The following is a 24,641-nucleotide window of genomic DNA, read 5'->3' as shown; positions in this document are numbered from 1 at the left end:
GCGGAGCCATCGATATCGAGGTTTTCGTTTTGAAGCTTGCTTGTTATTATCGGTCAAAATTCGTAAGTAGGAATTTTTTCACCCACTGATACAAATTGACGAAACATCCAGCACAAAGTACCATTTGAGTAGGTAAATTTCTGTTAAGAAACAAGTTGGGCCAAGATGACAAAATAATAGGCGAATTATTCTACCCGCTCAATATTGATTTGGGTCTGATTGCTTAATATCGTAATGGGTAAATTTAGAGGAGACTGGTTGCTGGCAGATATTCCCAAGCCATAATATTGGTAGGCATCCAGTTTGATGAACTTTGAAAAGCTGACAGAATTGGTCACCTTAGTCAAAGGTACCGTGACCTTGGCATCAGAAATAGCATTATTGTTCTTAAATATGTAAAATTGGATGTTTTCTGCGCCATTGTTCCCTGACTTTTTGTAAGTGATAGTAAAACTTACCCGATAGACACCAGAAATGGTCGGACGGAAGGAAAATTGATTGCCATCATTCAACAAGAGATCAGCAGAGGCAAAACCAGAGGAAGGAGCATCGATACTCGTAAATGTATATTGCTGCAGGTTGGTAGTTAAATCTGCATTTAAAGTCAATTGTCCGTAACTGGGTTGGACTGTGCTTCCAGTGTTAGCGCCCCTATTCTCTCTTAAAGAAACCCAAGCGTTGTTCCAATAATAAAAACCTTGGTTTGCGCCACCGCTGGCTGCATCAGTATTCCAAACCAGAAGTCCGATCGCTGGATTATTGACGGGAGCGGCAGTAGCCAAGTCTCCTAAATCCATGCGCGGAAAAAGAACTCCCTTATTCTCAGCACTGATATCCAAGATGGAAGAGGAAGCAGGATCATCCGTGTTGACTCCAATTTGAGCAACAGCAGTAAAACTCATCAAAATGACTAATAGGTAGAATAACTTAAATCTCATGTGGTAATTTCTTCACTTATGTTTAACAACATACGAGCCAAAACCCGAGGGCAGTTGTTAAATTTACATTAACATTTGCTAATTAATGTATATACAACTAACGAAAAGCTTTGCGCTAGATTCCTATGGCTGGTCTTATCCCCTAGTCTGGCAAAGTGTCATATGGGTCAAGCATATGCATTTGGGCAAAATGAATAAATCCTTTGGCTAAACGGTGAATAATAGAGAGGTATCGCTTTCGCGAAAGCGCAGCCACTGCAATAAGAATCTTGTTTATATGCTAGCGGATCAAAGAAAAATGTCCCGTGGCCACTTGATTGTTTACTTTATCTTCATAACGATACCAATAGTCTGAAGAAGGCAAGGGATTACCATTAAAAGTGCCGTCCCACCCCAAAGTTTCAGCTACCCTATACCGAGCTAACAATTTCCCGTAACGGTCAAAAATAGCTACTTCACCTGTCACTGGATCACCATTAAGCGTGCTGATCAACCAATGGTCATGGTATCCATCTTGATTCGGTGAAAAATAGGTAGGGAATTTTAAGTTGGCCAAACTTGTATCACAAATCCCTGGGTCAATCCTAATCGTAAACGAGCGCTCATTATCACATTGGCCATTGTTGGCATAGATAAATACAGTTTGTGTCGTGCTGATAATATCGCCTGGTATGAGTTGCTGCCCCTGCCCGTTGGATTGGGTAAAATAATTACCATTGCTCAGTCCTGAAAGTAAAAATTCCTGACACTCTTCCACATCCTCAAGCATTGGAACCAATGGCAAATCAAAAATACTGATGCTGAAAACACTTTGATCAAAGCATGTGGTTGTCGTATTTCTGGATGCCGTATAAATGTAGAGATCCTGAGAGCTATCAATGACATCTCCTGCATTGAGACGCGTCCCGGTAGCATCTGGGCCTGTGTAGTAATCGTTATTGGCACTGAGACTTGGTAAAACAAATGAACCGCATTCGGTCACGTCAGGGAGCACATCGGCCACTGGATCTTCAATGCTTATCAAAAACGATTGTTCATCTGTACATGCAACACCGGCATTTGATTGTTCGATGTAGATGTAGATGGTTTGGTCGGCAGTGATTACATCTCCAGGCGCTAGTGTAGTACCACTACCCCCTGGACCGGTATAATAATTATTATTGGTGCTTAAGGCTGGTAATGTGTATGCTCTGCAGCTCACCACGTCGGTGAGATTATCGGCTACCGCATTTAAAATGGTGATGGTAAATGCGCTTTCATCTGCACAAATGTCAGGAGATACACCCACTTCACTTCTGATATAAATGGTTTGGGTAGTATTGATCACAGAACCGCTACTTAGTGGCGTACCTGAAGCATTGGGACCCGTAAAATAATTACTATTGGCACTTAAGGCAGGAAGTACAAATGAATCACAATCAGTGACATCTGGCAGTACATCAGCTATCGGGTTTTGAATACTTACCACAAATGATTGCTCGTCAGTACAAGTGACACCTGCATTACTGAGCTCAACATAGGTATAAATGGTCTGATCGGAGTTAATTATATCACCTGGAGACAAGCCTGTCCCGGTTCCTCCTGGCCCTGTAAAATAATTGTTATTGGCATTTAAAGCAGGTAAAATGTACTCATTGCAGGCAGTCACATCGGCCAAGTCATCAGCTGTGGCGTTGAGAATAGTAATATCAAAAGAAGTCTCATCGCTGCATGTACTAGGAGCTATTCCGTTGACAGCATAGATATATAAGGTTTGCGAATTAGTAATCAGGTCTCCTGCGTTGAGCAGTGTGCCGCTCCCGCCTGGACCTGTATAATAATTGTTATTGGTTCCTAGCGTTGGCAATGTATAGGAATCACATGTCGTAATATCATTCATTGGGGTGAGCATGGGTGCCAGCGAACCTCTATCGCTTATACTCCATCCATCGTTTAGCATCATATTGTCCCTAGCAGATCCTCCTTGACAATATTGGCTCAATCCGCCGCTAAAAGTGACATTAGGCTGCAAGCTCAGCATGTTCCAATTGATTAAGATGGAGTCGTAGTTGAAGACAGAAAGTGTTACACCTCCAAACATACCGTTCATTTCTGTCACATTGGAAACATTCCAGCCACCAAGGTCCTGATCAAAAGAGGTGGCTAGCCTAAACATGGTGTTCATCGTGGTTACATTCCCCACATCCCAACGGCCGATGTCTTGGTTAAAGGCTACAGCATTGTTAAACATTCCTAACATATCAGTAGCGTTGGACGTATTCCAACCCCCAATATCCTGGTTAAAAGCAGATGCTCTATTGAACATAAAAGTAAAATCGGTCACGTTTCCCGTGTCCCAATTACCTATAGATCGATTAAAGTTGGGGGCATCTTGAAACATCCCGCTCATGTCCTGTACCAGGCTTGTATTCCAATTTCCGATCCTCCCGTTAAAGGCAGTGGCTGCCGAAAACATAAGTCCGAGATTGGTAACATTGTCCAGCACCCATGCGTCCAAATCTTGGTTAAAGCTGCTTGCGCCGTCGAACATGGAATTCATTTGAGTGGCGCTACTGGTATCCCAATTGCCGATATCTTGATTAAATGAAGCGGCCGAAGCAAACATACGCTGGAATTGCACCACATTGCCAGTATTCCAAGCACCGATATCTTGATTGAAAGCGGCAACAGAGTCAAACATATTAGACATGTTAAGGACTTGAGAAACATCCCAATTCCCAATATTTTGATTGAAGGCACTGGCTCCCTGAAACATCGCGCGCATATTATCTACATTGGAGACATTCCAGGCACTTAAATCTTCATTAAAGGAGGCGATATTGCTGAACATGAATTCCATGTCTTCCACGTTACTCGTATCCCATCCTGCAATGGAGGTGTTGAAACCCTGAATGCCTGAAAACATTAAAGCTGTTTCAAGAACGTTGGATAAATCCGGGAGGTCGGTAGCGTTATACACCAAATTAGTACAGTTGGTAAAGGCTCCTCGCATATTGGTCCAGGGATTGTTGCCCCATTGATCAATACTGATAAGTTTTTCTTTATCCATACTTCTGGACATTTGTATTCTGGGGAATAATCCAGTGATACTCACCGTATAGGTTCCTGGTGCGGCATATGTATGCAAAGCATTGCCAAAATGCGTGGTAGGTGGTGTTCCGTCACCCCAATCTACGGTGTAAGCGTATGCAGCAGGTGCGGTGGGAATTTCAATCTGGTTGTTGTTGCTCGCTCCTGGATTGTCCGTCTTCCAGGTAGTGATAAAGGGAGTGGTCCCCATCTGAAGTGAAGATGACTCATGCACAATTTTTAATTCACATGCGTCTGGAGTTGGAGCGTTGGCATACAAATGAAAACCAAACAGACCAAGAATGATGCAAGAAAATAATCTTGAAAAATTCCTACCATGAAGAGTTTTTAACAAAGAAATAATGGTCACGGTAAACAGAGTTAGGGATGCTGATTAAATGGACTTGTCAAAAAATGGAGGGAATGATAAAAGTAAACATTTATCAGTTTTGTAAACCTAAAAAGCTACCCAAATACAAAAAAAAGTCATGCTTTTGCAGAAATCGTATAATCGTTCATGTAAGATACATACTCGTTCAATAGAGTGATCAAGTCAACTCTATACTTGCAGCTGTAAGTTGACTTTGATGACTATTTTCTGAATTCCAAAAGGAGGTGTACAGCTTTTTACACTCGTGCTAAATGGCTTTTGCCATGGAAAAATTATCGCTTCCCCGAAAGCGCTATACCACTAATTTTTGATCATTTTAATGGTTTTGCTGCCTTTAGCTGTATCAATACTGACAAAATAAATACCCGGAGCGTAAGCATTTACATCAAGAAGGGCTTGATTGCTTTGAATGGATGCTTTTTGGATAAATATTTTACGCCCTTTTGAATCGTGTAGCTCAACATGAGAGATGATTTGATCTGATTGGATAAACACACGATCTTGTGCTGGATTGGGATATAGTTGTAGATCAATATTTGATAAATCAAGTAGGCTCGCTGTACGCATCACATCTACCCGATGGATGTTTGTGTCTATAGGGAAATTATAATCAAAATAAATGCTGGCAGAATTTTCAAAAATATCTCCTTCAATTAAAGAAGGTAGCGTTTTAATTTTAAACAAGACATAGCCATCATTATCTGCATTGCTAAAGCCTAAATTGATGTTTTCGTGGATAAATTCGACCAGGTTGGTGTCCCGGATTCTAACACTATGCTCATGGCTCCCTCCCAGCGGTACAAGGGTAGAAAGATCAAATTTGTTCAGGTCGATCACATCCCTCACCATTACGTTAACAGCGCTAGCTGTGCCTAAATTTTCGAATCGTATCATGTAATGAACGTATTCTCCTACCATTCCAGGCTCTATCTGACTACCTTGCAGACAAATTTTATCGTTGGGATCATAGCTATTGACAACGTTTTGCTTCAAAAGCATACTATTATTTGCTGGAGTTTGATCTGAACCGCTACCAGTTAGGTCGGCTGTGAAATTTAAAATATCACCAGCATTTAAAGGAAAGTTGGTCTGGGTAGGGGTATTCAGTTGCATGGAAAAATAATATTCTTCTTCTGCTAAAGGCTCCAATCCTGTAAATGACCAGTTGAGCTCATTGCTGGGTGAATTGTTGGCCGTCGGCATGGAGCTTGTCAAACTCATAAAATCTTCTTGAAAGTTAACCGTGAGGTTCCCATCAGCCAATTGATTTCCCTTATTCTTCACCACAATTTTATAATCAGCGGTAAAACCTGGTCTGGGTTGATTGATGGGAGTAATTAATACCTCCAGATCCTCGAAAACACCATTAGGCGTCATGCAAAAATTCACTTGTACCGGACTTGTTTGTGTTGAAAAATCCACACTTGCGCTGGTGGGACTAACATTCCAATACCCAGGAATCTCAAATTGTGGTTCCACTAAATAATTATCATTTGCCACGTTGATCATATAAATACCTGATTGATTAGACGATTGAGTATAATCACCTAGATTGGATTGGGCATTTATTCTTAAATGAGGAAATATCGGATCTGTTGTTTGACAACCGTCTGCATTAAGATCCAATTGAACAGTACCTGTAATTCTGTTGTTGGTGGTCAATAGGCCTCTGTATATGTTATTAGGTAATCCTTCCCGACATATTGCGTTTCCAACTAAGTTTACAGCGTTGTTATTATAAGATGCGGCAATTCCAGCTGCATTGGGGTTTTCAATAACTCCTAATGAAGGTTGACAGCTTTTGGCGACATAAATCTTACCGTCTGGCGCTAATTGTAGCGCGCCTCTGGCCATAGCCGGCAAGTCACCACTGATATCCACAGGATTATCAAACCAATTCCCAGTACCGTTCAAGTCGTACTGCAAAATCTTCTTAGTATTTAATGTTCCACATCCGTTTGCTGTGTCTTGAATACCGCTATCTATATATAGAAATCTTGAATTTGGTGAAAATTCGACACCATAATTGCGAGTATATCCATTAAACGGGTTGGTCAATTGTATAGGATTAGAAACTTGACCAGTGGTCGAATCAAAATCCAGCACAAAGGCACCTTGGTTACTCCCTATCGAGGTAATACCTACCTTATTTCCATCGGGTGAAATTTTTAGGCTACCTCTGAAATCAGTAATAGTACCGATAACAGTACTAGACAAATCTGAGACAGTACCTAGTGTAGGAAAAACTATCCCTGAATTCACAGGGTAGGCATAAAAAATACCATTGGCCATAGTCACAATCCATGTATTCCCATTTGAAATGAAACCATGAACTTTTTCAGTTCTTATATTAGAGTTGATCGGAACATTTTTACGCCCAAAGATTATATCGCCATTGCCGTTATCTAATCTTTCGTCTATGACTGAATAGCTCAATCCATTTTGTGAAGTGCTTGTAAAAAGATAATATAAATAAGGCGTGGTAGGGTCTTGTAATAACAATAGTTGTGCCGCAGAAGTATTCCCATTTAGGTTAGTCCCACTGGGCGTGACCTGTCCGTTTCTGTTCCAAAGGGTTCTCCCGTCCGTATAAAATTTCAGATTACCGAGCTCGTCACTAATGGAACCACAGGATTCCAAACTTTGCATTTGACTTGAAGCAAGAGAGACAGGTGACCCTGAATTAAAATCGATGACCGCATTTTCACCGAAATACCATGTATTATATTCATTTTGTGCTAAAACTGTACTGACGTAAAAGCACAGAGCCATCATTATTATGCCTTTGGTTTTCATTGGGTTGGATTTTAGGCAATATACTTCAATCAATCGGATTCGGCTTAACCACCCTACTAAACATAACCTTTATTTAATATTGAACAACGAATGAATACTACGCTTCAATGGGATCTATCCAGCGGCTTGAAGAAAAAATGACTAGACAGTAAAAAAGCTGATCATACAACTGGCATCATCTTGATGCTCATCTACCTTTTTTTAAAGCAAAAAAATAGATCCGCCAACGCTGGCGCGTTGCAGAAAGCGATTCACACACTAGACAAGCTCGCGATTCTCTATTACATATTACGTCTATATTGACCTCCAACTTCAAACAGGGCTTCAGTGATCTGTCCTAGTGTGCAAACCTTGGTGGCTTCCATCAACTGCTCAAACATATTTTCCTGCTCTACCGCCGATTTTTGAATATCGCGAATTTTTTCAGCACTGCTTTCCGCGAAAGCTTGATGAACATTTTTCTTTGTTTGGATCTGTGTTTGCTTTTCAGCTTCTGTCGCACGTATCACCTCAGCTGGAAGGACTGTTGGACTCCCTTTAGAACTCAAGAAGGTATTCACTCCAATAATCGGGAATTCTCCCGTGTGTTTCAACATCTCGTAGTGCATGGACTCCTCCTGTATCTTACTGCGCTGGTACATGGTTTCCATGGCTCCCAACACACCACCGCGTTCAGTAATTCGATCAAATTCTTCTAACACAGCTTGCTCTACCAAATCCGTGAGTTCTTCAATGATAAAAGAACCTTGGATTGGATTCTCATTCTTAGCCAAACCTAACTCCTTGTTAATGATCAATTGGATCGCCATAGCACGACGTACACTTTCTTCTGTCGGTGTAGTAATGGCTTCATCGTAGGCATTGGTATGAAGCGAGTTACAGTTGTCATAAATCGCATACAACGCCTGAAGGGTTGTACGGATGTCATTAAAGTCTATTTCCTGTGCGTGCAGGGATCGACCACTGGTTTGTATATGGTACTTGAGCATTTGCGCCCGTGGGTTGGCACCGTATTTATTTCTCAGCGCCTTGGACCATATCTTTCTGGCTACCCGTCCTATCACAGCATATTCTGGATCAATTCCATTAGAGAAAAAGAAACTCAGGTTAGGACCAAACAAGTTAATGTCCATACCACGACTCAGATAGTATTCGACGTATGTAAAACCATTGGCCAATGTGAACGCCAACTGCGTGATCGGATTGGCTCCAGCTTCAGCGATATGATATCCAGAAATGGAGACACTATAAAAGTTGCGCACCTTTTGTTGAATAAAATATTCCTGGACATCTCCCATCAACCTCAGCGCAAACTCCGTACTGAAAATACAGGTGTTTTGGGCCTGGTCTTCTTTGAGAATGTCAGCCTGAACGGTTCCTCGAACTTGGCTTAAGGTTTCATTCTTAATGCGTTGATAGGTGCCTGCATCCAAAATCTGGTCACCGGTTAACCCTAACAGTAAAAGCCCAAGTCCGTCATTACCTTCAGGCAGTAAATTACTGTCCACAGTACCATGTTGGGAATACACTTTCTGACCATCAGCATTGAGGTAAAATGGACGTTCCAATCCCTGGTCATCATAAATCTCCTTAAGCTTCTCCTCTACCTTGGAAGTCAATCCGTGTTCTTTGATATAACGCTCACAATTCTGATCGATCGCTGCATTCATAAAAAAGCCTAACAACATTGGGGCAGGTCCATTGATCGTCATGGATACCGACGTTGCCGGGTGAGAAAGATCAAATCCTGAATAGAGCTTTTTGGCATCGTCCAAACAACAGATACTTACACCTGCATTCCCGATTTTTCCGTAGATATCAGGTCGCAAACCTGGGTCATTCCCATAGAGGGTCACGCTGTCAAAAGCCGTACTCAACCTCTTGGCCGGCATCCCTAAGCTAACATAGTGGAAACGTTTATTGGTCCTTTCCGGGCCACCCTCTCCGGCAAACATACGCGTAGGGTCCTCGCCTTGGCGTTTAAATGGGTATAAGCCTGCGGTGTAGGGAAATTCTCCTGGTACGTTTTCTTGCAAACACCAATTCAAAATATCTCCCCAAGCCTTGTATTTAGGCAGCGCCACCTTTGGTATTTGTTGGTGTGAAAGACTCTCGGTGTGGGTATCGATCTTGATGACTTTGTCACGCACCTGAAATTCATAAACAGGTTGTTTATATTTATTGACTTTTTCCTCCCATCCCGTAATGACTTCCCAATTATAAGGGTCCAGATCCATCTTGACCTTATCAAATTTATCCAGCAGTAACTCGACCAATTTACGGTCTGTTTCTGCCTCTTCGGTAGAAGGTAGCTGGTCAAAATAGGCGGTAATTTGATCTGTATCCAACCCTGTTTTTGATAAGCTTAGCTCGGATTGAGTTGTAGTAGCATGCTCTTGTACTATGGTTTCAATAGACTTAAAAATCCCGTAGAGTTTCTGAGCAGTTTCGGATTGCGCTTTCGCGGAAGCGTCATAAGCACGATTGTTTTCAGCAATCTCACTCAAGTAACGGGTCCTGGATGGCGGAATGACAAATATCTTTTCACTTTGTGAAGTATTCAATGCGTTTCTGGCAGAGAGATCAACACCAGTTTTATCTGTTATTTCCTGCATTAGGACCGTGTAAAGCGCATTCATACCAGGATCATTGAACTGGCTGGCGATGGTGCCGTATACGGGAAGGCTTTCAGGATCTGCCTCCCAAAGGTTGTGGTTGCGCTGGTATTGTTTTTTGACATCCCTCAAGGCGTCCAGTGCTCCCCTTTTATCAAATTTATTGATGGCTACTACATTGGCAAAATCAAGCATATCGATTTTTTCCAATTGTGTAGCAGCGCCAAATTCTGGTGTCATCACATATAGCGACACATCGCTGTGCTCCAGTATTTCTGTATCACTTTGTCCAATACCACTGGTCTCCAGAATGATCAAATCATAATCTGCTGCCTTGAGTACATCCACCGCTTCCTGCACGTGCTTGGACAAGGCCAGGTTAGATTGTCTGGTTGCCAGCGATCGCATGTAAACCCTTGAGTTGTTGATTGCATTCATACGTATACGGTCACCCAGCAAAGCACCACCTGTTTTGCGCTTAGAAGGATCCACAGAGATAACGCCAATATTTTTATCAGGGAAATCGATCAGGAAACGACGAATAAGTTCGTCCACCAATGAAGATTTTCCCGCACCACCTGTACCTGTGATGCCCAATACAGGTGCTTGATGCTCGGTTTTATCGGCCTCAGCAAAATGTTTTTCAAAGTCCTCATGTCTGTTTTCAGCCAGGGAAATCAGTCTAGCGATGGTAGGCACATGATTTTCTAGGAGTTCGCCGTTGAGTTGCGCTTTCGCGAAAGCGGGTACTTCCTGATCACATTGTTGGACCAGGTCATTGATCATGCCTTGTAACCCCATCTCACGACCGTCATCAGGACTGTAAATACGGGTGATCCCATAATCCATCAATTCCTTAATTTCTGAGGGAAGAATTACACCACCTCCACCACCGAAGATTTTAATATGGCCCGCACCTTTTTCCTGCAAGAGGTCATACATGTATTTAAAATACTCCGTATGACCGCCCTGGTAAGAAGTCATGGCAATTCCATTGGCATCTTCTTGGATAGCCGTATTGACCACTTCCTCTACACTGCGATCGTGTCCCAAGTGGATGACTTCGCAACCCGTAGACTGAATGATACGTCTCATGATATTGATCGCGGCATCATGCCCGTCAAATAAACTGGCGGCGGTAACTATTCGAACTTTATGCTTGGGTTGATAAGGTGTTTGGTCCTGCATTATTTCTTCTACATTTTAAGTGGTGCAAAATTACGAAATCGATAGCGGAACCACATCAATGCCAACAAACTTTTAAGCCCGATGTGGGCAGACTTATTCCTGAACGCAGAAATCCGTTTAAAGCATGGATCAAGATTATTTTGAAGTTCTGTCAACCTGCAGTAAAATTTGATAGAGAACGTAGAGAATAACGCCAAAGAGGAAAATTAATCTCAATACCAAAAATCAACAGAAACACTTTATATTTTTAACAGTTGGCCTTAGATATGACAATGTTTGCTTAAAAAATGAATAAGCTTTTGATAAACAGTTCTTCCTACCAGGATTTAGTATGTATCTTAAAACAAAAAACATTATGTCATCCAAAAAAGAAAAATTTGCCCGTACCGGAATTGCTACCAAAGGGGTTATCTATTTATTCATAGGTGGAATTACCGCGTATGCTGCATTTAATTCCCGACAAAATATTACGGGAAGCGATGGTGTTCTTACTTATATCGCAAAGCAAAGTTTTGGGCAGATACTTTTGGGATTGCTTACCATCGGGATTTTAGGGTATGTATTTTGGCGACTTTATTTGGCCTTTAATGACCCAGAAGGTAACACAGATAGCTCAGAGAAGTCAGCCGTAAAGAGATTGGGGTACTTTTTAAGTGCTATGTCGTATGCCGTATTGGCTTATACCGCGATTGAGATATTATTGGGCAGTTCTGATGGAGGCTCCGGAAGCAGTAATTGGTTGTCTGCCTTGTTAGATCAATCTTGGGGTGTTTATGTAGTGTATGCCATTGCACTAGCTTTAGCAGGAAAAGGTATTTATGAATTATACCGGGCATACTCTGGAAAATATAAAAAACGTATTCAAAATGCTGAGTTGGATCAAAAAGCACAATCCTTTCTCACTAAGGCAGGAAAAGTTGGATTTACCGCACGAGGAATTGTTTTTGGGATCCTAGCATTTCTTTTTGCTAAGGCAGCTTATCAATCCAATGCTGCCATGGCTGGCGGAACCAAAAAAGCATTTTCTTTTTTACAGGAACAAGGTGGTTTGGTGCTCTTAGGCATCATAGCCGCTGGACTAGCACTCTACGGAATTTACTTGCTTGCTAGCTCACGCTATCGCAACATCCCTATTCAGTAATTAGTAATATTTGAATAGCCAATGAAAGCCTGGAAATTAGACTTCCAGGCTTTTTTTATCTCCATCCTCACACGAAAATAATATACGGTATAACGAAGATGGTGATGGTATTCATCTTCAAATTCACAATAGATGTTAGATGGAAGATTAATTATTATAACTCTAATGGTTATGATTCAATAAAAATAAATTACGATAAGATCATCCCTCTTCATCAGGAATCCATGACCACAGCCAATATCATCACTCAGGATCTCCGACTCATTGACAGATTACTTATAAAATTCAGGGAAGTGTTTAATCGGTAATAAATACCAGTATTAAACTTTTTGCATTTTTAAAGATCTAAAAGCTATATTGACCAAATTTTCCTATATGCGCTTTCTTCCTATTTGCCTGTTATTTTTTCTGGCGGCCTGTTCGACCGATGATGAGGATACCTCACCTCCCAATTCTACCTATTTTCCACCCTTAGATAATTCAGCTTGGGAACAAACAACGCCCGCATCTTTGGGTTGGAACAACAATGAATTGGAGGATCTCAAGACATTTCTAGAACAAAATGGAACCCGGGCATTTATTGTGTTGGTGGATGGAAAGATCGTTGTAGAAGAATACTGGAACATGGATCTCCAAGGACAGCCATTTGGTGTAGATAACCAATGGTATTGGGCCAGTGCAGGAAAATCTTTGGCTGCCAGCCTGATAGGCATAGCTCAACAAGAGGGCCAGCTATCCTTAAATGATCCGACCGCCGATTATTTGGGATCTGGATGGACGAGTATGCCTGCGGCTTTAGAGGAACAAATTCAAATCAAACATCAGCTAAGTATGAGTACCGGGCTGGAATTTGAAGTGACCAATTTAGACTGTACCGACCCTTCTTGCCTCAGTTATCGCAATGATCCAGATACGCAATGGTACTACCACAATGCGCCCTACTTATTATTACATGATGTACTGGAATCAGCTACGGGTGTAGATGTCAATACCTTTACACAATCTCGGATCGGCGATAGGATCGGCATGAGCGGGCAATGGCTTTCTACTGCCTTGAGCAACCGCTTGTTTGTCAGTACAGCCAGGGATGCCGCTAGATTTGGATTACTTGCCCTACATCAAGGAAACTGGAATGGCCATATGGTGATTGACAATAATTTTATGCAAGAAGCTGTGGTTAGCTCCCAAAACCTCAATCCCTCCTACGGTTATTTATGGTGGCTCAATGGTAAGGAGAGTGTGATTTTTCCTGGCGCTACGGTATCGGTACCCAGCTCAGTAACACCAGCCGCTCCAGCTGATATGTTCAGTGCCTTGGGCAAAAACGGGCAGATTATTGACGTTATCCCCAGCCAAAATATGGTGGTGGTGCGTATGGGAGAAAGTGCATCCAATGACTTGGTTCCAGTTCTTTTTCACGATCAGATCTGGCAGCGCCTACAGCAGGTAATGCCTTAATTATTAGTCATAAAGATTCGGCATGCGCTTGTTCAACTTCTCCTATTGGTTGTAAAATAGACCAAGCGCACTGCCAGAGTAAGCATTGAAAATTTTATATTCACGGCATGATTACAAAATATTTTGCATGTTGGGCGTTTTTATTTGGCCATCTAGCGATGTGCTTTGCCCAAGAGAATAGGCTCACCCCTACCCCTACTCAGCCCTCAGACATACACCACCGAATCAAGCAGCTCGGTTTCTTAGGCTCGGCTTTGTATCTGGCTGCTCATCCCGATGATGAAAACACCAGATTGATCAGCTATCTGGCCAATGATCGCATGGCTCGAACCGCTTACCTCTCTCTTACCCGTGGAGATGGTGGGCAAAATCTCATCGGCCCGCAGCTACGCGAACAATTAGGTATGATCCGAACCCAAGAATTGTTGGAAGCTAGAAATATTGATAATGGCCAACAATTCTTTACAAGAGCCAATGATTTTGGATATTCCAAGCATCCGGATGAAACTTTGGACATCTGGAATGAGGAAGAGGTCACCGCTGATGTGGTACGCATCATTCGTCGTTTTAAACCCGATGTGGTAATCAACAGGTTTGACCATCGCACACCAGGCAGCACCCATGGGCACCACACTACAAGCGCGATGTTATCCATGAAGGCTTTTCAATTGGCTGGGAAAACGGATGCCTATAAGGATCAATTGGAAACCTTGGAACCATGGCAGCCATCACGTGTATTTTTTAATACAAGTTGGTGGTTCTATGGTGGTAGGGAAGCTTTCGCGAAAGCGGACAAAACCAACTTACTCGAGATAGATGCCGGCAGTTATTATACCCACAAAGGTTTATCCAATGGAGAAATAGCCGCTTTAAGCCGAAGCCAGCACAAATCGCAGGGATTCGGAAGTATCGGATCACGTGGTTCACAAATCGAATATCTGGAATTCTTAGAAGGATCATTCCCCAACGATAAAACGGATCTATTTTCAGGCATCAATACCACCTGGAGTCGGGTTCCAAAGGCCGAAGGCATCCAAGCCTATCTGGACCGCATTTTGGCAGCCTATGATTTCAAAGACCCTGCTGCCAGTTTAGAAGCTTTATTGGAATTGAGAAAACGCCTTAAATCCCTACCACCTCACTACTGGAAAGAGATCAAACTCAAAGACCTGGAGGAACTGATACTGGATATCACAGGACTCTATATGGAAGCTTCCATACCTCAACCCCAATTGGTTCAGGGTGCTGAGTCAACCGCTGTCCTCGAACTTACCAACCGTTCTCAGGTACCTTTAAAGATCAGGATCATGTCCACTGATTATGTCACACCAGAAACCACTAGCTTAACTATCCAAAATAATCAGAGTACAAATGTCGAATTGAGCATTAAAACACCCACAGCCATCCTTCCTTCCAGTCCGTATTATCTGAAGGAGAAAGGTAGTCTGGGCATGTATGCTGTGTTGGACCCGACCCATATTGGTCAACCTGAACTTCCTGCTGAAATCCAGGTACCCATCCGAATCCAAATCATGGACCAGCAGATTGACAAAACGGTGGCCCTCATCCACAAACGTACTGATCCTGTGCGTGGAGAGGTAAACGAACCCTTGCATATTGTGCCTCCCGTTGGAGTTTCCATCGCTGAACCAGTTTTTGTCTTTTCCAACAACCCTACCAAGACCATTCAGGTCAAAGTGAAAGCCTATGCGCAGGTCGCGGCTGGAACGGTTGAACTATGTCATCCAGCAACTTGGAATGTCAGTCCAGACCTTCAAAATTTTGAAGCGCTGGCACCTGGCGTTGAGCGCAGTTTTCAATTCGAGTTAACCGCTCCAAATGAAGCCTCGAGGGGTGTAATTAGCGGTTTGGTCAAAATAGGCGACAAAAGCTTCAGCCAAGAAGTTATAAGTATAGATTACGATCATATTCCCGACCAACAATTGGTACGGAATAACAGTGCTCAAGTAGTGAAACCTGGCCTGATCAACAAGGCCGAAACCGTGGCGTATATCAATGGCGCCGGTGATGAAGTGGCCCAGGCGATTGAAGCCATCGGCAGTAAGGTATTTAAATTTGAGCCCAGTGAAGTTCCAGCCGATTTGTCTAAATACGATGTAGTGGTTACCGGCATACGGGCGTTCAACGTGGCTGAAGAAGACATGGCGGCATTACAGGATAGATTGGAGGCTTTTGTGAACCAGGGAGGGACATTACTGATGCAATACAATACCAGTCGTAGGTTTGATCAGGACTTGCTAGGACCTCTGTCCATTACGCTTTCGCGAAAGCGGGTTACTGATGAAAATGCACCTGTTTCTATCTTGGCACCGGATCACCCTATCCTTAACACACCCAATAAAATCAGCCAGGAAGATTTTGAAGGTTGGGTACAGGAAAGAGGTCTCTACTTCCCTACGGATTGGGATCCTGCCTTTACACCATTATTAGGTATGAAGGACAAAGGTGAAGAAATGACCAAAGGAAGTTTGATTGTAGCGCCTTATGGAAAAGGACATGTCATCTACACAGGGCTGAGCCTGTTCAGAGAACTGCCTGCTGGCGTATCTGGAGCTTACAGGCTATTGGCCAATATGTTGAGTGTAGGAATACAAAATCAACCCATCAATACCGAGAATGGAAAAAGCAAACTCTAGACGCTGGCGCCGTTGGTACGTATTGGTCCTCTTGGCCAATCTGGTTTTTGGAATTATTTTTTACCTGATAGGACTGGCTTATGGAATGGATTGATTGGTTCATTTTAGTCAGTACGCTGACGTTTATCGTCGCCTATGGTGTCTATAAAACCAGAGGGAAACAAACCAGCGAACAATACCTTAAAGGTGGTGACGCCAGATGGTGGACGGTAGGTCTATCGGTAATGGCGACCCAGGCCAGCGCGATCACTTTTTTAAGTACTCCAGGTCAGGCCTATACAGATGGGATGGAATTTGTACAATTCTACTTTGGTTTGCCCATTGCGGTAGTGATCATCTGCGTGACCTTTATTCCCATTTACCACAAGCTTAAAGTTTATACGGCCTATGAGTTCCTGGAAAAGAGATTTGACCTCAAGACCAGGTCACTCGCTTCTATCTTATTCTTGATCCAACGTGGCCTCGCTGCCGGAATTACTATTTATGCACCTGCCATCATTCTGAGTGCAGTGTTGGACTGGGAATTAAAGTACCTGAACATCATCATTGGTTTGCTGGTGATCATTTATACGGTATCAGGTGGTACCAAAGCGGTCAATGTCACCCAAAAGCAGCAAATGATTATCATCATGGCAGGAATGGTCACTGCCTTTGTATTGATCGTTACCCAGCTACCGGATAATGTGAGTTTTGACAATGCCTTAAGCATGGCAGGGGATGCTGATAAAATGCAAGTCCTGGATTTTGATTTTTCACTGGATGATCGCTATAACGTATGGAGCGCACTCTTTGGTGCGAGTTTTTTGATGCTCAGCTATTTTGGGACAGACCAATCCCAGGTGCAGCGCTATTTGTCGGGTAAATCCGTTTCACAGATGCGCATCGGATTATTGTTTAATGGTCTGCTTAAAGTGCCTATGCAATTTTTCATTCTGTTGGTAGGTGTCATGGTTTTTGTGTTTTATCAATTCAACAGCACTCCACTTAACTTTAATCCTGCTGCAGAAACAGCGGTAATGGAGAGCAGTTATGCAGAGGAATACCAAGAACTCCAGGCATCCCACCAAAAAATCCTGAAGGAAAAACAAGAGGCCCAACGCGCCTATGCCGAAGTCATGGATCAACCTGGGGCTAATCAATCCCCTCTGGTACTTCAATTAAGCCGACTCAGAGCTGAGGAAGAAAATAACCGTGAGGCCGCCAGACAATTGATTAATCAAGCCGATCCTGATATTGAAACCAACGATAAGGATTTTGTATTTATTCATTTTATCTTACACCATCTGCCCAAGGGTTTGATTGGTTTATTGTTGGCCGTCATCCTCAGCGCAGCAATGAGTTCGACAGCCTCTGAGCTCAATGCCTTATCCTCCACGACTACAGTCGACATTTATAAACGCTTCAGTCAGGAGGAAAAATCTGATGAGCACTATGTGCGTATGAGTCGCTGGTTTACCTTGGGTTGGGGACTTTTGGCAATCGGGTTTGCCAGCATCGTCTCCTTGTTTGATAACCTGATCCAATTGGTGAATATCATTGGTTCCTTGTTTTATGGAACTATCCTGGGTATATTTCTGGTGGCATTTTATTTTAAAAAGGTAAAAGGCCAGGCCATTTTTGTGGCTGCATTGATCTCTGAAGCAGTGGTGATCGCTTGTTATACGGTAGATCAACTTGCAAATGGTATAGAAATACTCCCCTTCCTTTGGTTGAATCCGCTGGGGGCATTACTTACCGTTGGGCTTGCATTAATCCTTGGTGGTGTTAATCAACCACAGAAATTAGATTTACCAGTATAAAAGGCTGAAACATGAACAAATACTACTACCATGATGGATTTAGGGAGTTTGGTCCCTTTACACCAGAAGAATTGTATGCTAAACGCATCAGAGGCGACTATAAAGTAAGACTTGAGCATGATCACCATTGGTTGATGGCCAAAAAGGTTGAGGAGATTGCGCGATTGTTCAAAGCAAGAAGCCGATCTGTCGAGTCAACAGCTATAGATCAGGAATTATCCCCTCTACATCGAGATATGCAATTTGAAAACAAGGTTTACTCAGATACGCAAAAAAAGCAATCGGATTGGCGAGATGGATTTATCCTATTTATCATTGCTTTTTGGCTATTTGAAAAATTAGTAAGTCTTATTTTACAAAGCACGTTGGATCAATGGTGGGAGCATCCTCTGTTTAGAATTTCTGAAGGCTTCTTCGTGCTCATGGCGATAGCTATTCCCATAGTATTAGGAATCAGTATCAAAGGAAAATACCAGGTCGCTGGAATAATTTTAGGCGGACTATTGGCCGTACTGATCCTCTCAAGACAACTTTTTTATTGGTTCAATTAAAATAAGCTTAGATGAAGCTCAGCAGCGAACAACTTAAGGATCGACTGGAATCTACTCATCCCAATGCCGAACAGCAACGGGACATGGTGGCCCACCACGAAGTGGATCTGGATGACGCCTATTTGTTGTACTGTGCACTGCTGGACAAGCCACCCAAGGCACTTAATGCTTCTAGTGCATTTTCAGGTATTCTAGGCAGGTTGAATCGCTACAGCAACAAAATCAAAAATAGAAAGTACACCCGCCAAATCAAAAGAGGTAACTATTCTAAAAAATTACTGGTAGAGGGCGATTCCTGGTACGAATACCCAATATTTATTAAAGAGATCACCGACTATCTGGTCAAGCGTGATGATTACGCTGTTCGCAGCGAGGCCTTTGGAGGAGATTGGATCGCACAAATAGTGAGTCCTGAAAATGATTTTCTAGGCACAGTAACCCTGCATAAGCCAGATATTATATTGATCAGTGGCGGTGGTAACGATATTGTAGGAGACAATCGCATCGCCAAACTCCTACATCAACGACGACCTATAGAGGCGGATTTGACGACTTACGCCGGGAAAATGGCATTTGGTAGCGCTAGTTTTACCAAAGAATTTGAATTGTTACTGGAAGTCATTTCGCTGCAATACCACTACCTGATCCAGCACATCAATAGGAATTATGAGCATCCGAACCTAAAGATCATCACGCAGGGATACGATCATGCCATCCCTAGTTCTAAAAAAGGATTCGGTTGGAATCCGCTTAAAATCTTTAAACCTATCACTAATATTCTCTTTAACAACGGTGGTTGGTTAAAGCGACCGATTGAAATGCAGGCGTACAAGGATGAATTGGAGCAACGCGCGCTGATCTATTATATGATTGAAAAATTTAATGAGATGCTGATCTCTTTGACCAACTGTTATCCCAACGTTCACCACATCGACTGTCGCGGCAGTGTGGATCCCGAAAAAGGTTGGTATAACGAGTTGCATCCGACCTCGGCTGAGTTTGCTCCTATCGCAGCCACATTTATGAAGTGCATCGATGCAGATCCTGATCAAATGGTTCGTGTACACCATGTAGCCCAAGCCAAGACGAGTTCGCCTTGAGATTATCCTAAGGAAAAGAGAATTAGTTATCATGAAAATTTGCGTAACCGAAATGTTACATATATATTTGTAACCGATCGATTACATATAAAATGAGAAGAGACGTTTTTCAGGCAATCGCCGATCCGATTAGACGTGATATCATCGAATTGCTTTCTGAAGAAGCCCTGACGGTTAATCAGGTGGCTGAGCAGTTTGAGATCAGCAGGCCAGCTATATCCAAGCATTTAAAAATTCTAAACGAATGTGGCCTTGTAACGTTTCAGCCGTCAGGTAGGGAGCGTTTGTGTATGATCCAGGCTCAAGAGCTGATCCCAGCCTTTCTCTGGATTAAGCAATATAACAAGCTCTGGGAAAAGCGCATAGATTCCTTTGAAAATTACATTCATCAATTACAAACCAAATATTATGAAAGCGATGACCGACAGAACACTGACCATTGAAAAGATCTTTGATGCGCCTGTAAAATTGGTATGGAATGCCTGGACTACACCAGAACAAATTGTGAAGTGGTGGGCACCGCCAGGTATGGAGGTCAAAGTGCTCCAACACGAATTTAAGGAAGGTGGAAGCTGGAAATATGCCATGCCCATGCCTGATGGAAGCGAATTTATTTCCGCTGGGGTCTATCAGGAAATCATTGAAATGAAAAAAATAGTGACGACCGCTGATTTCAAACCTATGACTGAAGGGGTCGAATTGCACGTATTATTTGAGGATTTAGGAAAGCAAACCAAATTTAGCTTTAGCGTTATCCATGCAACGGCAGACTACTGCCAGCAACAAAAGGAAATGGGCTTTTATAATGGCTGGGGTTCTGCTTTTGACCGTTTGGAAAAAAGTCTTTCTTCCTGATCACCCGTTCTAAAAAATGCGTGGGGTATCATAGCCTCGGCTTGTGTATTCAGATTTCGCGAAAGCTGAAGTTCCAGTAAAGTATTAACTATATTGAGACTTGGTCTTGCTGAGTGCAAAAATAAACCGTCTAAAAAGCAGATTTCTTCATTCAGATTGAGCCTGTAGAAGTTTTTGAAATTGCTTTCCAAAACTTATTCGACGAGCTCAGAAGCAGCTGAATGTTGATCGGCTTTCTAGACGGTCTCTTCATAAAGAAGAAGTGAGACTTACATCTTAGCACCCCATTCTTTTAGACTGTCCATGTTCAATTTGACATAGTCGGCATTACCCGCTTTCTGGGCCAATTCCAATGACTTTTTAGCGCTGGCAATGGCGTCAGACTTTTTACCCATCTCTGCTTCAATCAAAGATTTTTTACGGTACATCCAGAAGGCTTCTGGGCGCATTTCTACTGCCATAGAGATCCAATCATGGGCTTTTTTTAAGTCCTGTTTGGTATCTAAGTAAAATGTGGCTGCACTATAGTAATCATTAGCGCTGGGTCCACTCATTACTTGCTCAATACTGGCTTGTGTTTTGGCGGCAGTAGGTACACTAAAAGGTACCGCTACCATCGTATCGTCCCACATCATCTGCAAGTGCGCTCCGTCCATTTCAAGTTCGTTGATACCCATGGTCCAACTTTCCACCTTATTTTTTAGCTTTACAGGCTCCACTTTCGCGGAAGCGACTACCATTGCATCATTCCATTTTTCTGGTGTACCCCAATTGTCTGTAGCGCTATACAACATCACTTCCCATTCTTTTTTACCAGGAATGGTGTAAACTGCATAAGTACCTGCGGGTACATTGACACCATTGAATTGTACGTCATCAGAGAAACTAATGGTGGAGTTGGCATTGGCTCCAGTACGCCATACTTTATCAAAAGGTACGAGTCCGCCAAAAATATCTCTACCTCTCATGGCAGGTCGTGAATATTCAAGCGTAACATCGGTAAGACCTACGGTTTGCATTACCTTAGCACTAGGACTAGGTTGCGGTGCCTTAATCTGAGCGTCAACTCCTGTTGCTACAAGTATTAAGCTCAAGGCCATTAAAAATTTTTTCATAATTAGGATTGTTGATTTAAAATATTGATATGGTAAAATTCGGATATTTACCAGATTCAGGCTGTTATAAATTTCTTAACTCAGGCTTTGGCACCTGAAAAAAATATCATTTTAATCGCTACTATGATCAAAATGATTCCAAAAACCTTTTTCAGCATTTGTTGGTTGATGTTTACCGCAATCTTTGATCCGAAGTATCCCCCCACTACAAAAGCGATGGCAATGATCAAGGCATATCGCCAATCCAGCGTATGACCGTTTTTGTGATACGTATAAGCAGCCAGGAATGTGACAGGAACGGCAAGTACAGCCAGACTCATTCCTTGTGCTTGATGCTGGGAATATCCCAAAAACCAAATGGCCAATGGGACCATGATCACTCCTCCTCCTACGCCTACGCTTCCGCTCAATACACCAGCCAGTAGGCCGATCAGTAATAACAGTAATACAGTCGTCAAAGTCATCTTTTTAGGTTTCATGGTTAGAGTAATGGAGCCCACAATCTACAAAAAGACTCTTTGAATTTGTTCAAATCGTCCCGTTTTTCCCATAAATCTAGTTGAACTTCGGTACAATCCTCAAGATCTTTGTTGAATTGTTCATTTAATTCAACGGCCATTCCCTGGTCAAAAATCAAGGCATTGATCTCAAAATTGATGTCAAAACTACGGTAGTCCATATTAGAGGTTCCTATGGTAGCAAACTTATCATCTACCACCATGGATTTGGCATGAACCATTCCCTTATTGTACCAAAAAACCTGAATTCCACTTTCCAAAATTTCTCTGAAATAGGACCGCGAGGCATATCTGGCCGCCCAGCTATCCCCTATTCTAGGTACCAAAATCTGGACTTCTATCCCTGACCTTGCGGCGCTTTTTAAGGCGGTAAGAATGGCCTCATTGGGAATAAAGTAGGGCGTGGTAATACGTACACAGCTTTCTGCACTGGTGATCGCCATAAAAATAGCTTCCATGATGTTGGCCCAATCAGTATCTGGACCACTAGCAGCGATCTGTACAGGTTTATTAGGATGCTCATCGATCTCTGGAAAATAGTCTTCTGGAATCTCTAAATCTGTGTCTTCCCCAACGTGATCACTTACAAAGTAATAATTAAGCAACCATTGGGCTTGCATGGTTTTGACGGCGTGTCCTTCAATGCGCAAATGGGTATCCCTCCAGTAGGTTTTAGAAGGCGGATCGTCTTCCCTATTCACATAGTCATCACTGACGTTCACTCCGCCTAAAAATCCGATATGTCCATCGATGATACAGATTTTTCTATGATTGCGATAATTGGCCTTACGTGTAAAGTTGGAAAAGATTACCGGCATGAAGGAGTAATACTCGATCCCAGCCTCTCTCATACGCTTTTTGGCTTTACCGGACAACGAACTTCCTACCGAGTCATAGATCAACTTTACCTCTACGCCTCTTTCACGTGCAGACACCAACTTGTCGATAAAAGCATTGCCGATGCGGTCATCATTAAAGATAAAATACTCCAGATGGATGTGGTCTTTAGCCCTATCAATATCTTGAAATATTCGTTCAAAAGCCACTTCACCGTTGATCAAGAGCTCAAGATCATTCCGCAAGGTGAGTGATGAAGCCTGGTTGCGATGCAATAGCCTGGCAACCTTGAGTCGATCCTCCAGGAAGGTTTGTTCGTATTCATTTAATTTTTCCGAACTGATTTTCAGTCGTTCTGACCATTCCTGGATCAAATTATGAGCGGCAAGGTCTTTTCTTTTAAATATTTTAGACTTGCGGTATTCCAATCCAAAAAAATAGTAGATGGCCAAACCCACAAATGGAAAGGCCACCAAAAATAATAATGAGGATAGCGTTTTACGCGGATTTTGGTTACTGCGCAGGAGAAAGAAAGCTGCACTTAGTGCCACGATATAATTAATGATCAGGGCAGAAAGAAACCAATTACGGGTGAGCCAAGACAGCATTCAGCAGGTGATTAATTGTAGTATCCCTCTTTAGGGATCTCAATGTGGTACAACTTTCTGGATGAATTGTTGAGTTTGGGTTCTCGCAACCAGGGATTATGTATTTTTAGAATTTTGTAGTTGATATTGTTCGCTTTCGCGAAAGCGGCTAAATCTTCAATTTCATAATCCACGTCAATTTTCTTGGTGGGAACCAACTGATAGGCATGGGCAGGGTCAACGTTAAAGCCAAATTTCTCTGGTTGCCCTAATATTTCCTTCAAAGCCAGAATACGGAACATATATCTACCGGTTTCTTGTCCTAACAAGAGATCATAGTAATCATCTACTCCCTGGGCTTCCAACTGACGATCTATTCCTGCGTTTCCTGCATTATAAGCTGCAGCCGCCAGTGTCCAGCTACCAAATCTCTCTTTGCTTTCTTTGAGATAATCAGCCGCTGCTCTGGTAGCCATTTCAAGGTGGTAGCGTTCATCAACATTGTCATTCACTTCAAGACCTAATTCCTTACCGGTCGCTGGCATGATTTGCCAAAAACCCTTGGCACCTGCAGGCGAGGTTACGTTTTGTAAACCGCTTTCAATAACCGCCAGGTACTTGAAATCTTCTGGAACACCTTTTTCTTTGAGGATGGGCTCAATGATGGGAAAATATTTTTGTGCTCGTTTGATCAATAGAATTCCATTGGATTGCCAGTAGGTATTGACCAAGAATTCGCGGTCGGCTCTTTCCCTGATGTCTGGATTTTCTAGTGGAACTGCTTCTCCAGCAAATTCCATACTTTCGGGAAGGCTGATGCTATAGACATTATAGTCTCCCACCACTTTATCGGTCGGCGTATCTGAAGTTTCCTGTGCAGACTCAATTTCATCATTTTGCTGCTGCGTGATAGCACCCATTATTCCCAATGCTACTAGGGCGATGACGGCACCCATCAAAATCTTTTTCATAATCCTGGAATTTTGACCTAAAGATATTAAAGTATACGCAAGTGAATAGGTTATA

The 24,641-nt window shown here is 42.6% G+C and carries 16 protein-coding genes; 8 read left to right on the top strand and 8 right to left on the bottom strand.

All coding sequences use genetic code 11. The annotated features are described in order from the left end of the window. Positions 1-185: 185 nt before the first annotated feature. The 4 genes from EGM47_RS13265 to EGM47_RS13250 form a co-directional block, all read right to left on the bottom strand. The gene (locus EGM47_RS13265) at positions 186-938 is read right to left on the bottom strand and encodes a hypothetical protein (protein WP_124981318.1); all 753 of its coding nucleotides are present in this window, start codon (positions 936-938) and stop codon (positions 186-188) included. A 280-nt stretch (positions 939-1,218) separates the two neighbouring features. Then, the gene (locus EGM47_RS13260; RefSeq protein WP_124981317.1) at positions 1,219-4,377 is read right to left on the bottom strand and encodes a BspA family leucine-rich repeat surface protein; all 3,159 of its coding nucleotides are present in this window, start codon (positions 4,375-4,377) and stop codon (positions 1,219-1,221) included. Positions 4,378-4,698: 321 nt separating this feature from the next. Continuing rightward, entirely contained in the window at positions 4,699-7,194 is a 2,496-nt protein-coding gene (locus tag EGM47_RS13255) for a T9SS type A sorting domain-containing protein (protein ID WP_124981316.1), read from the bottom strand. A gap of 281 nt (positions 7,195-7,475) precedes the next feature. Next, entirely contained in the window at positions 7,476-10,997 is a 3,522-nt protein-coding gene (locus tag EGM47_RS13250) for a methylmalonyl-CoA mutase family protein (RefSeq protein ID WP_124981315.1), read from the bottom strand. A gap of 355 nt (positions 10,998-11,352) precedes the next feature. Between EGM47_RS13250 and EGM47_RS13245 the strand changes: the two genes are divergently transcribed. From EGM47_RS13245 to EGM47_RS13210, 8 genes are all read left to right on the top strand, one after another. Beyond that, positions 11,353-12,138, top strand: a complete 786-nt coding sequence (locus tag EGM47_RS13245; protein ID WP_164510897.1) for a DUF1206 domain-containing protein — start codon at positions 11,353-11,355, stop codon at positions 12,136-12,138. A gap of 375 nt (positions 12,139-12,513) precedes the next feature. Next, entirely contained in the window at positions 12,514-13,596 is a 1,083-nt protein-coding gene (locus EGM47_RS13240) for a serine hydrolase domain-containing protein (RefSeq protein ID WP_124981313.1), read from the top strand. A gap of 107 nt (positions 13,597-13,703) precedes the next feature. Next, positions 13,704-16,253, top strand: a complete 2,550-nt coding sequence (locus EGM47_RS13235) for a PIG-L family deacetylase (RefSeq protein WP_206052177.1) — start codon at positions 13,704-13,706, stop codon at positions 16,251-16,253. A gap of 80 nt (positions 16,254-16,333) precedes the next feature. Further along, positions 16,334-18,052, top strand: a complete 1,719-nt coding sequence (locus tag EGM47_RS13230) for a sodium:solute symporter (RefSeq protein WP_124981312.1) — start codon at positions 16,334-16,336, stop codon at positions 18,050-18,052. Positions 18,053-18,063: 11 nt separating this feature from the next. Beyond that, positions 18,064-18,603 carry a hypothetical protein gene (locus EGM47_RS13225; protein WP_124981311.1) on the top strand — a complete coding sequence of 180 codons (540 nt, stop codon included), beginning with the start codon at positions 18,064-18,066 and terminating at the stop codon, positions 18,601-18,603. 11 nt (positions 18,604-18,614) lie between these two features. Next, complete coding sequence (locus EGM47_RS13220; RefSeq protein ID WP_124981310.1) at positions 18,615-19,703, top strand: hypothetical protein; 1,089 nt, start codon at positions 18,615-18,617, stop codon at positions 19,701-19,703. A gap of 92 nt (positions 19,704-19,795) precedes the next feature. Further along, complete coding sequence (locus EGM47_RS13215) at positions 19,796-20,146, top strand: ArsR/SmtB family transcription factor (protein ID WP_124981309.1); 351 nt, start codon at positions 19,796-19,798, stop codon at positions 20,144-20,146. After that, the gene (locus tag EGM47_RS13210; RefSeq protein WP_124981308.1) at positions 20,112-20,558 is read left to right on the top strand and encodes an SRPBCC family protein; all 447 of its coding nucleotides are present in this window, start codon (positions 20,112-20,114) and stop codon (positions 20,556-20,558) included. The genes EGM47_RS13215 and EGM47_RS13210 overlap by 35 nt, the downstream gene beginning before the upstream one ends. A 269-nt stretch (positions 20,559-20,827) precedes the next feature. On the opposite strand, the gene EGM47_RS13205 is transcribed toward EGM47_RS13210, so the two are convergent. The 4 genes from EGM47_RS13205 to EGM47_RS13190 all read right to left on the bottom strand — a co-directional run bounded on the left by EGM47_RS13205 (position 20,828) and on the right by EGM47_RS13190 (position 24,586). Next, positions 20,828-21,673, bottom strand: coding sequence for a DUF2911 domain-containing protein (locus EGM47_RS13205; protein ID WP_124981307.1), 846 nt, complete (start codon positions 21,671-21,673; stop codon positions 20,828-20,830). 80 nt (positions 21,674-21,753) lie between these two features. Further along, a complete protein-coding gene (locus tag EGM47_RS13200) occupies positions 21,754-22,137 on the bottom strand; it encodes a sulfite exporter TauE/SafE family protein (RefSeq protein WP_124981306.1) in 384 nt (127 codons plus the stop codon). A gap of 17 nt (positions 22,138-22,154) precedes the next feature. After that, positions 22,155-23,636 (bottom strand): cardiolipin synthase, encoded by a 1,482-nt coding sequence (cls, locus tag EGM47_RS13195; protein ID WP_124981305.1) that lies wholly within the window; start codon positions 23,634-23,636, stop codon positions 22,155-22,157. An 11-nt stretch (positions 23,637-23,647) separates the two neighbouring features. Then, positions 23,648-24,586, bottom strand: a complete 939-nt coding sequence (locus tag EGM47_RS13190) for a lytic transglycosylase domain-containing protein (RefSeq protein WP_124981304.1) — start codon at positions 24,584-24,586, stop codon at positions 23,648-23,650. Positions 24,587-24,641 lie beyond the last annotated feature (55 nt).

The sequence above is a fragment of the Nonlabens xiamenensis genome (genome assembly GCF_003865345.1).
GTDB lineage: Bacteria > Bacteroidota > Bacteroidia > Flavobacteriales > Flavobacteriaceae > Nonlabens > Nonlabens xiamenensis.
Note: the sequence above shows the minus strand (reverse complement) of the source record. Positions and strands in the feature narration are given on the sequence as shown.

Excerpts from the sequence above, each read along its gene's own strand:
- EGM47_RS13265 (WP_124981318.1), bottom strand. The coding sequence starts at position 938 with ATGAGATTTAAGTTATTCTACCTATTAGTCATTTTGATGAGTTTTACT.
- EGM47_RS13255 (WP_124981316.1), bottom strand. The coding sequence starts at position 7,194 with ATGAAAACCAAAGGCATAATAATGATGGCTCTGTGCTTTTACGTCAGT.
- EGM47_RS13250 (WP_124981315.1), bottom strand. The coding sequence starts at position 10,997 with ATGCAGGACCAAACACCTTATCAACCCAAGCATAAAGTTCGAATAGTT.
- EGM47_RS13245 (WP_164510897.1), top strand. The coding sequence starts at position 11,353 with ATGTCATCCAAAAAAGAAAAATTTGCCCGTACCGGAATTGCTACCAAA.
- EGM47_RS13240 (WP_124981313.1), top strand. The coding sequence starts at position 12,514 with ATGCGCTTTCTTCCTATTTGCCTGTTATTTTTTCTGGCGGCCTGTTCG.
- EGM47_RS13235 (WP_206052177.1), top strand. The coding sequence starts at position 13,704 with ATGATTACAAAATATTTTGCATGTTGGGCGTTTTTATTTGGCCATCTA.
- EGM47_RS13230 (WP_124981312.1), top strand. The coding sequence starts at position 16,334 with ATGGAATGGATTGATTGGTTCATTTTAGTCAGTACGCTGACGTTTATC.
- EGM47_RS13225 (WP_124981311.1), top strand. The coding sequence starts at position 18,064 with ATGAACAAATACTACTACCATGATGGATTTAGGGAGTTTGGTCCCTTT.
- EGM47_RS13220 (WP_124981310.1), top strand. The coding sequence starts at position 18,615 with ATGAAGCTCAGCAGCGAACAACTTAAGGATCGACTGGAATCTACTCAT.
- EGM47_RS13215 (WP_124981309.1), top strand. The coding sequence starts at position 19,796 with ATGAGAAGAGACGTTTTTCAGGCAATCGCCGATCCGATTAGACGTGAT.
- EGM47_RS13210 (WP_124981308.1), top strand. The coding sequence starts at position 20,112 with ATGAAAGCGATGACCGACAGAACACTGACCATTGAAAAGATCTTTGAT.
- EGM47_RS13205 (WP_124981307.1), bottom strand. The coding sequence starts at position 21,673 with ATGAAAAAATTTTTAATGGCCTTGAGCTTAATACTTGTAGCAACAGGA.
- EGM47_RS13200 (WP_124981306.1), bottom strand. The coding sequence starts at position 22,137 with ATGACTTTGACGACTGTATTACTGTTATTACTGATCGGCCTACTGGCT.
- cls (WP_124981305.1), bottom strand. The coding sequence starts at position 23,636 with ATGCTGTCTTGGCTCACCCGTAATTGGTTTCTTTCTGCCCTGATCATT.
- EGM47_RS13190 (WP_124981304.1), bottom strand. The coding sequence starts at position 24,586 with ATGAAAAAGATTTTGATGGGTGCCGTCATCGCCCTAGTAGCATTGGGA.